Origin of the sequence: Burkholderia sp. RF7-non_BP4 (assembly GCF_001521935.1) — a bacterium.
In the GTDB taxonomy this organism is placed as follows: Bacteria; Pseudomonadota; Gammaproteobacteria; order Burkholderiales; family Burkholderiaceae; genus Burkholderia; species Burkholderia diffusa.
Map to the genome: position 1 here is coordinate 37,352 of NZ_LOTA01000010.1, position 13,752 is coordinate 51,103.

Consider the following 13,752-nt stretch of genomic DNA (forward strand, 5'->3'; position numbering starts at 1 on the left):
ACGGGAAGGGGATGCCGACCATGAAACTCGCCAGGCCGCTGTTCGCGCCGCACATGTCGTTCGTCGAGCGCGCGTGGTACGTCGCGCTGCGCGTGCTCGTCGTGCTGACGCTGCTGTACCTGATCCTGCCGGTGCTCGCCATCGTGCCGCTGTCGTTTTCGTCGAGCACGTTCCTCGTCTATCCGATCCCGGGCTTCTCGATGCGCTGGTACGAGAACCTGATCGCGTCGGACGAGTGGCGGATGGCCGCGAAGAACAGCTTCATCGTCGCGCCGTCGGCGACCGTCGTCGCGACCGTGCTCGGCACGCTCGCCGCGATCGGCCTCACGAAGGCGGACTTCCGCGGCAAGGGGCTCCTGATGGCCGTGCTGCTGTCGCCGATGATCGTGCCCGTGGTCGTGGTCGGCGTCGGCATGTACCTGTTCTTCGCGCCGCTCGGGCTCGCGAATACCTACACGGGGCTGATCGCCGCGCACGCGGCGCTCGGCGTGCCGTTCGTCGTGACGACGGTGGCCGCGACGCTGCAGGGCTTCAACCAGAACCTGGTGCGCGCGAGCCTGTCGCTCGGTGCGAATCCCGTCACGACGTTCTTCCGCGTGACGCTGCCGGTGATCGCGCCGGGCGTGATGTCGGGTGCCCTGTTTGCGTTCGCGACGTCGTTCGACGAAGTCGTCGTCACGCTGTTCCTCGCGGGCGCGGACCAGACGACGCTGCCGCGCCAGATGTTCACCGGCATTCGCGAGAACATCAGCCCGACGATCGCCGCGCTCGCGACGATCCTGATCATCTTCTCGACGAGCCTGCTGCTCGCGCTCGAATGGCTGCGCGGACGCAACGCGCGACGCGCGGTGTCGTGACGGCCGGAAGCGCAGCGTCCGGTGCGCCGTCGATCGTTGCGTTTTCAACGATGCCACGCACTTGACGCGGCACACCGAAGCTTTCGTTTCGCTGACTGACGACGCGGTCGCCTGCACGTTCGATGCGGCTCTGCAACAATACGGCTCGCGGTGCCGCGCGTTCCGTTCGTGCAGCAGGGACGCCCGGTGCCGCGCCGCTCAATCCGCGACGCCGCGCGTCGCTCGTCAGCCGAGCCTCATCTTGTCCGAATTCGCATCCCCTGCCGGCGCCCGGGAGCCGGCCGTCAACTGGCGCGCGATGTCCGCCGTGCTGCTGGCCGTCGCGCTCGCGACGCTCGACACGGCAATCGCGAACACCGCGCTGCCCGCGATCGCCACCGACCTGCACGCGTCGCCGGCCGCGTCGGTGTGGATCATCAACGCCTACCAGCTCGCGATGGTCGCGACGCTGCTGCCGTTCGCGTCGCTCGGCGACATCGTCGGTCACAAGCGCGTGTATGTCGCGGGCCTCGCGGTGTTCACGCTCGCGTCGCTCGGCTGCTCGCTCGCGGCGACGCTGCCGCAGCTGACGGCGGCGCGGATCGTGCAGGGCTTCGGCGCGAGCGCGATCATGAGCGTGAACGTCGCGCTGATCCGCAACCTGTTTCCCGCGCACCGGCTCGGGCGCGGCGTCGGCTTCAACGCACTGGTCGTCGGCGTGTCGTTCGCCGTGGGGCCGACGATCGCGTCGCTGATCCTGTCGGTGGCCGCCTGGCCGTGGCTGTTCGCGGTGAACGTGCCGCTCGGCGTGCTCGCGCTTGCCGTGGCGATTCCGTCGCTGCCGCAGACGGCGCGCGGCAAGCATGCGTTCGATCCGCTCGCCGCGCTGTTCAACGTGATCACGTTCGCATCGCTGATCTTCGCGCTCGGCGAATTCGCGCAGCGCGGGCCGCTGTCCGTCGTGTTCGCGGCTGCCGCGGTCGCGCTCGCGTTCGGGGCGTTGTTGATCCGCCGCCAGGCCGGGCACCCGGCGCCGATGTTGCCGGTCGACCTGTTCCGCCGGCCGGTGTTCACGCTGTCCGCGCTGACGGCCGTGTGCGCGTTCGCCGCGCAGGGGCTCGCGTTCGTGTCGCTGCCGTTCTACTTCGAAACCGTCCTGCATCGCGACGCGGTGGAGACGGGCTTCCTGATGACGCCATGGTCGGCGATCGTCGCGCTCGCCGCGCCGATCGCGGGCCGGCTTTCGGATCGCTATCCGCCCGGATTGCTCGGGGCGATCGGGCTCGCGCTGCTGAGCGCGGGGATGGTGTCGCTTGCCGCGCTGCCGGCGGCGCCGAACGTCGTCGACATCGGCTGGCGGATGATGCTATGCGGCGCGGGCTTCGGTTTCTTCCAGTCGCCGAACCTGAAGGCGTTGATGTCGAGCGCGCCGCCCGAGCGCAGCGGCGGCGCGAGCGGCATCATCGCGACCGCGCGGCTGATCGGGCAGGCGACCGGCGCGGCGCTCGTCGCGCTGTCGTTCGGGATCGCCGGGCGTCATGGGCCGACGCTCGCGCTGATGCTCGGTGCGGGCTTTGCCGGCGCCGCGAGCGTCGCGAGCGGGCTGCGGCTCTTCGCACCGTCGCATCGGGCCGGCGCGCCGGTCGCATCGGTCGCGGCGACGCCGGCGAAGGAGCCGGCGACGGAGTAGCGTTCCGTACGCGCCCGCTGCCCGCGAGTTTCACGGCCGGCGCGCGGCGAACGACCGCCGCGCGCCGGCCTTCGCATCACGCTCAGAAGCCGCCCGTCTGGATCAGCTTGTTGAGGTTCGCGATGTTCAGGCTGCCGAAGCCGGTCGTCAGATCCCAGCCGGTGCCTGCTTTGTAGCCGTACCCCTGATAGCCGTTGTTCCCCGACACGACGTCATAGCGCACGAGCGACGGGTTCGACGGAACGTCCGCATAGAACTTGCCGGCCGGGAAGCCGAGACCCGTGCCGTTCGCCGCGAGCAGACGCGCCCAGAAACCGGTGAAGATCGGCGCGGCGAGGCTCGTGCCGCCGATCTGCTGCAGCTGGCCGTAGTTGTAGATGTACGCGCCCGTGCTTTGCGCGGCGTCGAACGATACATCGGGCAACTGACGATTGCTGCCCGACTGCCACGCCGGCGCCGGCAGGACCGTGCTGACGCCGCCGCCCGTGGCCCACAGCTTGCCGTTCCCGTCGAGGCCTTCGTTCCACACCGTTTCGTTCGAGAATGCGCCCGCCGACGTGGTGTACAACGTCGTGCCGCCGATCGCGAGCACGTGCGGCGACGCGGCCGGCCACGACACCGTGTAGTTCGCGCCGTCCGGATAGCCGCGATTGTTGCACTCGTAGACGCCTTCGTCGCCCGACGATACCGAGAACGTCTGGCCCTGCGCGGCAGCCGTCGTGAAGATCTGTTCCTCGGCGTCGATCGTGCCGTCCGCGTTCGCGTCGGTTTCGCACCAGCCGAGCGACACGTTGATCACCTTCGCGGTGTTGTCCGACACCGCGCGGTTGAATGCCTGCGTGAGCCCCGTGTTGCCGGCGGCGTTCAGGTCCGCCATGTAGAACACCAGCTTGCCGACCTGGCCGCCGGCCGAGCCGACGATCGACTGGCTGTCGAGATCCCATTCGCCCTGGCCGTCCTGGTCGTCGCTGTAGCTGCCGCTCGTGCCGGTGCCGTTGGTCTTGACGGTCTGGGTCGTGACCGTGCCGTAACCGTTGCTCGACGTGAACTGCTTCAGGTCCTGCAGCGTCTGCGACACGCCGCCGATCGTGATGATGCCGACGGTCACGCCGGCCGCGGTCGGCACGCCGGTCGCGTTGTAGAGGCCGGGGAATTCCTTCGGATAGTGGCCGGTGGCCGTGCCGGCCGCGAGTGCCTGCGGCTTCGCGACGTTGCCGATGCGCAGCATCGGCCGTGCGCGCGCGACGTTCTGCAGCCCGAGCACCGAGCCGACGACGTCGCCGAGCGCGCGCGGCACCTGCGCGGTCGACGCGTTCGCGAAGCCCGAGCGGCCCGCGTACTGGAAATGCACGAGCGACGTGTTGAATGCGGTCTTCACCGTGCCGGCCGTGCCGCGTGCGGACACCAGCAGCCGGTTCGGCGCCACTTCGATGTTCACGAAGCCGCTCTTGCGCAGATAGTCGACGACCGACTTCACCTGCGCGTCGGTCGGTGCGTAGCTGGCGAGGAACTGCTCGTGCGTCAGGTACTGCCGGTAATGCGCGTTGCCGGGCCGGTTCACGTCGTGCGCGAGCTGCTTGAGCTGCGCGGCGTTGCGCAGCTTCAGGCTGACGACGACGTCGGTCGTCTCGCCGGCCGCGAGTTCGAGCGACGGCGCCGCGCTGCGCGCCATCAGTTGCGGGCCGGTCAGAAAGGCTTTCGTGTGGGTGTCGACCCAGTCCGTCGTCGCATGCGCCGCGCCGGCGGCGAGCACGAGCGGCCACGCGCACACGAGGCGGCGGGGCGACGGAAGGGGGAGGGCAAACCAGGCGTTCCTTTTCATCGGGAGTCCTTTTTAGGAGAGACGACGTTGCTGGAGCCCCCGGCCCTTGTGGGGCCGCGAGCGGTGACGAGCGTAGGGCGTCGGTGCCGTTCAGGTAGCTGCCAGTTTCCATAGCTGTCAGTTCTGACATCGGCGGGTTCGCGCGCATGCGCGGCGGCGTCGACGCACGCGGCATCGGTGCCGCCGAAGGGAACCGGTTCGCGACGCGATCGCGCTGCGGTCGACGACGTTTGCACGCACGACTCGTTCGTTGCGGTATCGGAATGCGCGCGATTGCGGAGCGAATCGCCGCGAAAGCGCATTGCGCGTGATGGGGCGTCGGCGCGTCGCGCGTTGCACTATGTGGTCAAGCGTCGCCATGACGCCAACGCGACGACGCCGCGATGCGCGGATGCACAGAAACGGGGCCGGTCGATCGCGAGCGTTTCCCGAACTGTGGAACAGCGCGATGCCGAGTCTTGCAGCGTGCTTTCGGTTCGCGGGTCGGGCGAGCGGATTAGAGGAAATGCTCGAATGCGAACGATGGCGCCGATTCGGCGCGCGCCGGATGTCCGTCGCCAGCGGTTCCGTTGCCGCTCGGCCCGCGCCGGCGAACGAGCACACTGCGGGATCGAACGACGTCACGCGCGAAATTCCTCCTTGACGCGTATCGTTCGCCGGCTATGCTTCGATCCATAACCATCGGGTTATTGATTCGGACATGCACGACGCTCACGACCTGCTTTTCAGAACACTGGCCGATCCGACGCGCCGCGCGCTCTTCGAGCGGCTGTGCGAGGAGGGCGAGTTGACGGTCGCCGCGCTCACGGCCCATGCAGGCGTGTCGCAGCCGGCGGTATCGAAGCATCTGGGCGTACTGAAGCAGGCCGGGCTCGTGAGCGATCGTCACGAAGGCCGGCAGACGCACTACAGCGCGCAGCCGCAGGCGCTGACGCCGTTGATCGACTGGACCAGCCAGATGGCCGGCTTCTGGCAGAACCGGTTCGACGCTCTCGAAGATCTGCTCAAAAGGATGGATCAATGAACCAGGCCACTACCGAAACGCGTACCGTCGTCGTCGAACGGGAACTGTCGCATCCGCCGGAGAGGATCTGGCGTGCGCTCACGCAACCGCACCTGATCGAGGCGTGGCTGATGCAGAGCGACTTCGAGCCCGTCGCGGGCCGTGCGTTCAGCTTCCGCGCGGACTGGGGTTCGGTCGACTGCACGGTGCTGACGATCGAGCCGCAGCGCGTGCTGTCCTATACATGGGCCGCGTATGGCCTGGAAAGTGTCGTCACGTGGACGCTCACGCCGACGCCGGGCGGCACGCTGCTGCGCATGGAGCAGGCCGGCTTCCGCGCGGATCAGGAACAGGCGTATCGCGGGGCGCAGCACGGGTGGGTGCGATTCTTCGAGTCGCTCGAACAGGTGCTGGCGCGGCCCGATGGAGAACCGGAGGCCGGGGCATGAGCGCGCCGGACCTGGAGCCGTCGGCACGCATCGACGCGCTGATCGCGGGAATCGCCGACTGGCGAGGCAAGACCTTCGCCGAACTGCGCGAGACGATCCTTGCCGCCGAAGACGGCATCGTCGAGGAATGGAAATGGATGGGCAGCCCGGTGTGGTCTTGCGACGGGATGATCGCGGTCGCGAACGCGCACAAGGGCAAGGTGAAGCTCACGTTCATGCACGGCGCGCACCTGCCCGATCCCGACGGGCTGTTCAATGCCGGCCTCGACGGCAATGCGCGGCGCGCGATCGATTTCCTCGAAGGCGACACGCTCGACAAGCGCGCGCTGAAGCGCCTCGTTCGCGCGGCGATCGACTACAACCGCGCCCACCTGAAGAAGAACGTGCGGGCGGGGGCCAAGGCACGCGGCGACAAGACCGCATGACGTACCGCCGACATCGCGCTCCCGCCGCGCGCGCATAAAAAAAAGCCCGACACGAGGTCGGGCATCCAAATCGGCCGCAACCGCCGCGAGGCGGCTGCGGCACCTGCAAAAGCAGGACGCTTACGCTGCGAGCAGCGAGCGCAGCACGAACGGCAGGATACCGCCGTGCTTGTAGTAGTCGACTTCGATCGGCGTATCGATGCGCAGCAGCACCGGCACGCGGGTCGCTTCGCCGTTCTTGCGGTGGATCACGAGCGTGACGTCCTGCTGCGGCTTGAAGTCGTCGCCGAGGCCTTCGATGTCGTACGTCTCTTCACCGGTGATGCCGAGCGACTGGACGCTGTCCGCGCCCTTGAACTGCAGCGGCAGCACGCCCATGCCGACCAGGTTCGAGCGGTGGATCCGCTCGAAGCTGCGTGCGATCACGGCCTTCACGCCGAGCAGTTGCGTGCCCTTCGCGGCCCAGTCGCGCGACGAGCCCGTGCCGTACTCTTCGCCTGCGAACACGACGGTCGGCGTGTCGGCCGCGACGTACTGCATGGCCGCGTCGTAGATCGACTGCTGTTCGCCGCTCGGCTGGTGGATCGTCAGGCCGCCTTCGACGCGCGTGCCGTCCGCCTTCGCCGGGATCATCAGGTTCTTGATCCGCACGTTCGCGAACGTGCCGCGCATCATCACGTCGTGGTTGCCGCGGCGCGAGCCGTAGCTGTTGAAGTCGGCCTTCTGCACGCCGTTCTCCTTCAGCCACTTGCCGGCCGGCGAGTCTTCCTTGATCGAGCCTGCCGGGCTGATGTGGTCGGTCGTGACCGAGTCACCGAAGATGCCCAGTGCGCGTGCGCCCTTGACCGTCGGGATCGACGCGGCCGGCTCCATCGAGAAGTCGTTGCCGAAGAACGGCGGCTCGGCGATGTAGGTCGACTTCGGCCAGTCGTAGACCTGACCCGTTTCGCCCTCGATCTTGCTCCAGAGGTCGCCCTTCTTGGTCAGCTTCGAGTAGTTGTCCTCGAACTTCTTCGGGTCGAGCGCGAACTTGAGCAGCGCGTGGATTTCATCGCTGGTCGGCCAGATGTCGCCGAGGTAGATGTCGTAGCCGTCCTTGCCCTTGCCGACCGGCTCGGTCATCAGGTCGCGCGTGATGTTGCCGGCGATCGCGTAGGCGACGACCAGCGGCGGCGACGCGAGGAAGTTCGCGCGGATGTTCGGGTGGATGCGCGCTTCGAAGTTACGGTTGCCCGACAGCACCGCAGCCGCGACGATGTCGTTCTTCGTGATCGCTTCGTTCAGTTCCGGCGTCAGGTCGCCCGCGTTGCCGATACAGGTCGTGCAGCCGTAGGCGGCGACTTCGAAGCCGAGCTTCGCGAGGTAGGGCAGCAGGCCCGTCTTCGTCAGGTATTCGGTGACGATGCGCGATCCCGGCGCGAGCGACGTCTTGATGTGCGGCGCGACGGTCAGGCCGGCTTCGACGGCCTTCTTCGCGAGCAGGCCGGCGGCCAGCAGCACGCTCGGGTTCGACGTGTTCGTGCACGACGTGATCGCGGCGATCAGCACGTCGCCGTTCTTCACGTCGACGCCGTTGCTCGTCGTGTATTGCGCGTTCAGGTCGTCCGCCTTCTTCGCGAAGCCGTTTTCCGCGACCGGCTTCGAGAACAGGTCGGTGAACGTCGACTTGACGTTGCCGATCTCGATGCGGTCCTGCGGGCGCTTCGGGCCGGCCAGCGACGGGGCGACCGTTGCCAGGTCGAGCGTCACAGTCTTCGTGTAGTCGATGTCGCCGGCCTTCGGAATGCCGAACAGCTTCTGGGCCTTGAAGTAGTTTTCGAACGCGGCGATTTCCGCCTTCGTGCGGCCCGTGCCTTCGAAGTAGTCGATCGTCTTTTCGTCGACCGGGAAGAAGCCCATCGTCGCGCCGTATTCCGGCGCCATGTTGCCGATCGTCGCGCGGTCCGGCAGCGACAGCGACTTCGTGCCTTCGCCGAAGAACTCGACGAACTTGCCGACGACCTTCTCCTTGCGCAGCATTTCGGTGATCGTCAGCACCAGGTCGGTGGCCGTCACGCCTTCGCGCAGCTTGCCCTTCAGCTCGACGCCGACGACGTCCGGCGTCAGGAAGTACACCGGCTGGCCGAGCATGCCGGCTTCCGCCTCGATGCCGCCCACGCCCCAGCCGACCACGCCGATGCCGTTGATCATCGTCGTGTGGCTGTCCGTGCCGACGAGCGTGTCCGGGTAGTACACGGTGTCGCCGCCGTCCGCCTTCTTGTGGACGCCGCGCGCGAGATACTCGAGGTTCACCTGGTGGACGATGCCGACGCCCGGCGGCACGACCTTGAACGTGTCGAACGCCTGCATGCCCCACTTCATGAACTGGTAGCGCTCGTTGTTGCGCTGGAATTCCAGCTTCATGTTCAGGTCGAGCGCGTCCTTCTGGCGGAAGTAGTCGATCTGGACCGAGTGGTCGACGACGAGATCGACCGGGACCAGCGGCTCGATCTTCTTCGGGTTCTTGCCCGAACGCTCTGCCACACCGCGCATGGCCGCGATGTCGGCGAGCAGCGGCACGCCAGTGAAGTCCTGCAGCACGACGCGCGACACCACGAACGGAATCTCGTCGACGCGCTTGGCGGTCGGCTTCCAGTTCGCGAGCTGCTCGATGTGTTCTTCGGTGATCTTCTTGCCGTCGTAGTTGCGCAGCACGGACTCGAGCACGATACGGATCGACACCGGGAGGCGTTCGATCTTCGTCTTCAGTTCCTTGCCGAGCTGCGGCAGCGAGTAGAACTTGCCTTTGCCGGAACCGCTGTCGAATTCCTTGAGGGTCTTGTGGAGATTGTGGGCCATGGTGATTTTCCTGGGTTTAAGGCTAGGAAACAAAGAGTCCTGGTGCTAAATCACATACAAGTCGACGTACTCATCGACCGGCATCGCTTCGAGCTTTGCCTGGTCCAGCGACACGTCGAGAATCGCTTGTTGCTGCTTTGCCGGGAAGCGACGGGCGAGGTTGGTCCTGAATTTCTCGACCAGCAGCGGGATGCCCTCCGCACGGCGACGCCGATGGCCGATCGGGTATTCGACCGCCACTTCGGCGAGTTTCGACCCGTCCGCGAATTCGATCGTCAGCGCGTTCGCGATCGATCGTCTGGTCGGGTCATGGTAATCCTTCGTGAACTGCGGATCCTCGACGCACACGGTTTTCGCGCGCAGCGCGTCGATGCGCGGATCGGCGGCGACCGCGTCTTCGTAATCGGCAGCGGTCAGCCGGCCGAACAGCAGCGGCACGGCAACCATGTACTGGATGCAGTGGTCGCGGTCGGCCGGATTGGCGAGCGGCCCCTGCTTGTCGATGATGCGGATCGCGGCCGCGTGCGTGCGGATCGTGATCCGGCTGATCTCGTCGGTGGTGCGGCCCGCCGCGGCGAGCTGCGCGTGCAGTTGCAGCGCGGCCTCGGCGGCCGTCTGCGCGTGGAATTCGGCGGGGAACGCGATCTTGAACAGCACGTTCTCCATCACGTACGTGCCGTACGGGCGCTGGAAGCGGAACGGCTGCCCGCCGAACAGCACGTCGTAGAAGCCCCAGGTTTTCGCGGTGAGCGCCGACGGGTAGCCCATTTCACCCGTTTTCGCGATCAGCGCGAGGCGCACCGCGCGCGATGTCGCGTCGCCGGCCGCCCACGACTTGCGCGAACCGGTGTTCGGCGCGTGGCGGTACGTGCGCAGCGCCTGGCCGTCGACGAATGCGTTGGATACCGCGTTGATCAGCTCGTCGCGCGTGAGGCCGAGCAGGCGGCCGACGACGGCCGTCGACGCGACCTTGACGAGCAGCACGTGGTCGAGCCCGACCGCGTTGAACGAATTCTCGAGTGCGAGGCAGCCCTGGATCTCGTGGGCCTGGATCATCGCGACGAGCACGTCGCGCATGGAAAGCGGCTTCCTGCCGGCCGCGACGGCCGTGCGGGACAGCCAGTCGGCCGTCGCCAGGATTCCGCCGAGATTATCGGACGGATGACCCCATTCGGCGGCGAGCCAGGTGTCGTTGAAGTCCAGCCAGCGGATCATCGCGCCGATGTCGAAAGCGGCCTGGACGGGATCGAGCTGGAAGGACGTGCCGGGCACCTTCGCGCCGTTCGGCACGATCGTGCCGGGCACGACGGGGCCGAGCAGCTTGGTGCAGGCCGGGTAGGACAGCGCCTCGAGTCCGCATCCGAGCGTGTCGATCAGGCAATGACGCGCCGTCTCCAGCGCGAGCGCGCTGTCGATTCCGGTGTTCAGCACGTAGTCGACGATATCGACGAGTACCGTATCCGGAGCGGGGCGGACGTTGGAGACCGAGGCGGACATCGAGGGGCCTGGGAGCGTGAAGACGCGGGCGCTTAGTTCGTTGCCGGCTTCAGTTCGTTCGATTGCGTCGGAGCCGGCGTGCCTTGCGCCATTTCCGGCGTCACGCATTCGTCGGCGAGACGCTCGCCGCCGTTGGCGTCGCTGAACAGCATCGCCTTGCTCGGGATCACGACCAGCTTGAAGCCCGCGGCCGGATCGTAAAACGTGTCGGCGCCCGTCGTCGTGGCCTGACGCGGCAGCTTGTAGTTCTTCTTCGCCCAGTGAACCGTGACGACCTGGTCACGCTTCATGTCGCCGGCGAGGTCGAACGACAGGCCGTCCTTGCACGCCCACTTGGCTGCGCCGTCCGGTACCGGATCGACCTTGGCCGCGGCACGCGCCTGCGCCTTCTTGCTGCGCGGAACGATGCGCTTGGCCGGCGCCGGGCGCTTGGCCGTCTTCTTCGCGGTCGTCGCCGTATCCTGGGCGAACGCGCTCGGAGCCGACACCAGCATCGTGGCGGACAACGCGCCGATGGCGGTAGCGATCAGGAGTTTCTTCATGGAGTCAGAACCTTTCGATAATCAGTTGACAAGGGCCGGCGGCAGACACCGTCGGCCGGTTTGAAACTGCACGCGCCCCGGAAGCGCGCAGCGGCCGCTATTTTCACCTATTTGGCCGCGCATATTTCAGGTTTTCGGGCTCCGTTACGTTTTTTGTCGTTTCGCAAACCTGTCGCGGGTTCACGCTCCGGTGATTCGATGAAATGCGTGTGTCGGCGCGCGCTCACCGCGCGTCTCCGGCGGCCGGGCCGAACAGCGGCGCGGCCTCGTCCGGCACCGGCTGGCCGGTCGCCCGTGCGCGGCGCAGCACCGACCAGTAATAGCGGTAGCTCGCGCGGTCGTGCAGTGTATCGCCGCGGCGCGTCGGGCCCCAGTCGGCGGCCTGCGCGGCCAGCAGGATCTCGGCGGCCAGCGCGACTTCATCGGTGCGCGGCGCGAATGCGTCGACGATCGGGCGGATCTGCGCGGGATGGATGCTCCACATCCGCGTGAACGCGAATTCGTCGCGTGCGCGACGCGCGTCGCCGGCGACGACGGCCATGTCGCGCACCTCCGTCGTCACGTTGTGCGACGGCGTCTTGCCGTGCGCGTGGCAGGCGGCGGCGATTTCCAGCTTTGCACGGCGCACGAGCGGGTGGTCGAACTGGCCGGGCGAGCGCATCGCCGCATCGGGAATCGCGCCGTGATGCGCGGACACGAAGTCCATCAGCCCGAAGCTGAGCGTGCCGACCCGCGGCAGCGCGGCGAGCGCGGCCGCCTGCGCGAGCGCGCCGTGCGTCTCGACCAGCACGTCGACCGGGATCGGCTGCGCGAGGCCCAGCTCGCGGCGCGTGCCTTCGATGAACGCGACCATCTCGGCCGCGTCCGCGGCGCTCGCGATCTTCGGCAGCGTGACGTAGGCCGGCGCGCGCGCGGCGCGCAGCACGATGCGCACGTCGTCGCGCCAGTGGGGATGGGAAAAGTCGTGGATGCGGACGCCGACACGCCCGAAGCGGTTTTCGGCGCTGCCGAGAAATTCGGCGACGAGTTGCGCGTGCGCGGCTTCCTGGCCGACGGCCGCGCCGTCCTCGCAGTCGAGCGTGATGTCGAACACGGGGCCGAGTTCGGCCTGGAGCGCGAGCGACTTGCGCATCAGCTTCTCGCTGCCCGCGTAGTGATCGCAGCAGGGCAGGATCGCGGGCGGGGACGCCCCGTCGTACAGCACTTGTGCAGGAGTGAGCGCGGACATCTCTTCTACGTCAAGGAGGCGGGCAACGTGGAGAAAATCGGATTCGGGCGCGTTCTGGGCCGGCGCGCGGGGCGCCTGGAGCGGCAAAACGTGCCCGGATCGGATCGGGCGGCGGGGCCGGCTGCCGGCCCGCCGCCCGTGCCGTGACCGGACCGCCCGGAGGCGGCCCGGCCGTGCAGTCTGCTTAGTTCTTCAGCAGGTGAGCGACGCCGTCGCGCTCTTCGAGCAGTTCGGCCAGCGTGCCGTCCATCTTCTCGCGCGAGAATGCGTCGATTTCGAGGCCTTCGACGCGCTTGTACTCGCCGTTTTCGCACGTGACGGGCACGCCGTAGATGATGTCTTCGGGGATGCCGTACGAGCCGTCCGACGGGATGCCCATCGTGACCCACTTGCCGTTCGTGCCGAGGACCCAGTCACGCACGTGGTCGATCGCCGCGTTCGCCGCCGACGCTGCCGACGACAGGCCGCGCGCTTCGATGATCGCCGCGCCGCGCTTGCCGACAGTCGGGATGAACGTGTCGCGGTTCCACACGTCGTCGTTGATCAGCTTCAGCAGCGACTCGCCTTCGACGGTCGCGAAGCGGAAGTCGGGGTACATCGTCGGCGAGTGGTTGCCCCACACGGCGAGCTTCTCGATCGAAGCGACCGGCTTGCCCGACTTCGCCGCGAGCTGCGACAGCGCGCGGTTGTGGTCGAGGCGCAGCATTGCCGTGAAGTTCTTCTTCGGCAGATCCGGCGCCGACTTCATCGCGATGTACGCGTTGGTGTTCGCCGGGTTGCCGACGACCAGCACCTTCACGTCGCGGCTCGCGACTTCGTTCAGCGCGGCGCCCTGGACCGTGAAGATCTCGGCGTTCGCCGACAGCAGGTCCTTGCGCTCCATGCCCTTCGAGCGCGGACGTGCACCGACCAGCAGCGCGACGTCCGCATCCTTGAATGCAACCTTCGGATCGTCGGTGATCACGACGCCCGCGAGCAGCGGGAACGCGCAATCGTCGAGTTCCATCACGACGCCTTTGACGGCGGCTTGGGCTTGCGGGAGGTCGAGCAGTTGCAGGATGACCGGCTGGTCCTTGCCGAGCAGGTCGCCGTTCGCGATGCGGAACAGCAGGGAGTAAGCGATTTGACCTGCGGCGCCGGTGACGGCAACGCGCTTTGCGGGCTTAGCCATTGAAAATCTCCAGGACGGGTGAAGCGGTGGACGCTAGGCAAAACGCCATTCTATGCGCGTTACGCGTAGCGTTGCATTGAAGCAGGGCGGAGGACTCGCGAAAGGCAGACGCGGTGAACCTGGAGACGGCCGTGGCACGTAGCCGGGGACGCGTTTTGCACCCGCGAACCCTTGCTCGCCCCGGAGTGTAGGAGCCGGCGGGCCCAAAGTCAAACGGTATCATATGTCTTATATAAGACAGATGTTTTGCG

Annotated in this window: 11 protein-coding genes; 5 read left to right on the forward strand and 6 right to left on the reverse strand. The window is 67.3% G+C overall.

The genetic code is table 11. From position 1 onward, the window contains the following. Positions 1 to 20: 20 nt before the first annotated feature. Entirely contained in the window at positions 21 to 857 is an 837-nt protein-coding gene (locus WS49_RS03995; protein WP_059525632.1) for an ABC transporter permease, read from the forward strand. Positions 858 to 1,098: 241 nt separating this feature from the next. Next, on the forward strand, positions 1,099 to 2,526 hold the full coding sequence (locus WS49_RS04000) for an MFS transporter (RefSeq protein WP_063888579.1): 1,428 nt from the start codon (positions 1,099 to 1,101) through the stop codon (positions 2,524 to 2,526). Positions 2,527 to 2,608: 82 nt separating this feature from the next. Here WS49_RS04000 and WS49_RS04005 read toward each other — a convergent pair whose 3' ends face one another. Further along, a complete protein-coding gene (locus tag WS49_RS04005; protein WP_059524696.1) occupies positions 2,609 to 4,348 on the reverse strand; it encodes a S53 family peptidase in 1,740 nt (579 codons plus the stop codon). A gap of 700 nt (positions 4,349 to 5,048) precedes the next feature. Here WS49_RS04005 and WS49_RS04010 point away from each other — a divergent pair. The 3 genes from WS49_RS04010 to WS49_RS04020 are packed head-to-tail and all read left to right on the forward strand — an operon-like array spanning position 5,049 to position 6,225. Continuing rightward, a complete protein-coding gene (locus WS49_RS04010) occupies positions 5,049 to 5,372 on the forward strand; it encodes an ArsR/SmtB family transcription factor (protein WP_059524698.1) in 324 nt (107 codons plus the stop codon). After that, positions 5,369 to 5,800: an SRPBCC family protein gene (locus WS49_RS04015; RefSeq protein ID WP_059524700.1), complete on the forward strand. Its 432-nt coding sequence runs from the start codon at positions 5,369 to 5,371 to the stop codon at positions 5,798 to 5,800. The genes WS49_RS04010 and WS49_RS04015 overlap by 4 nt, the downstream gene beginning before the upstream one ends. Next, positions 5,797 to 6,225 carry a DUF1801 domain-containing protein gene (locus WS49_RS04020; protein ID WP_059524702.1) on the forward strand — a complete coding sequence of 143 codons (429 nt, stop codon included), beginning with the start codon at positions 5,797 to 5,799 and terminating at the stop codon, positions 6,223 to 6,225. The genes WS49_RS04015 and WS49_RS04020 overlap by 4 nt, the downstream gene beginning before the upstream one ends. Before the next feature lie 120 nt (positions 6,226 to 6,345). Here WS49_RS04020 and acnA read toward each other — a convergent pair whose 3' ends face one another. The 5 genes from acnA to WS49_RS04045 form a co-directional block, all read right to left on the reverse strand. Continuing rightward, positions 6,346 to 9,063: an aconitate hydratase AcnA gene (acnA, locus tag WS49_RS04025; protein ID WP_059524704.1), complete on the reverse strand. Its 2,718-nt coding sequence runs from the start codon at positions 9,061 to 9,063 to the stop codon at positions 6,346 to 6,348. Between the two features lie 45 nt (positions 9,064 to 9,108). Next, the gene (locus tag WS49_RS04030) at positions 9,109 to 10,560 is read right to left on the reverse strand and encodes a bifunctional 2-methylcitrate dehydratase/aconitate hydratase (RefSeq protein WP_059524706.1); all 1,452 of its coding nucleotides are present in this window, start codon (positions 10,558 to 10,560) and stop codon (positions 9,109 to 9,111) included. Positions 10,561 to 10,592: 32 nt separating this feature from the next. After that, a complete protein-coding gene (locus tag WS49_RS04035; protein ID WP_059524708.1) occupies positions 10,593 to 11,102 on the reverse strand; it encodes a hypothetical protein in 510 nt (169 codons plus the stop codon). 223 nt (positions 11,103 to 11,325) lie between these two features. Beyond that, positions 11,326 to 12,330, reverse strand: coding sequence for an HpcH/HpaI aldolase/citrate lyase family protein (locus WS49_RS04040; protein WP_059524710.1), 1,005 nt, complete (start codon positions 12,328 to 12,330; stop codon positions 11,326 to 11,328). 184 nt (positions 12,331 to 12,514) lie between these two features. Next, the gene (locus WS49_RS04045; RefSeq protein WP_044843799.1) at positions 12,515 to 13,501 is read right to left on the reverse strand and encodes a malate dehydrogenase; all 987 of its coding nucleotides are present in this window, start codon (positions 13,499 to 13,501) and stop codon (positions 12,515 to 12,517) included. Between the last annotated feature and the right edge of the window lie 251 nt (positions 13,502 to 13,752).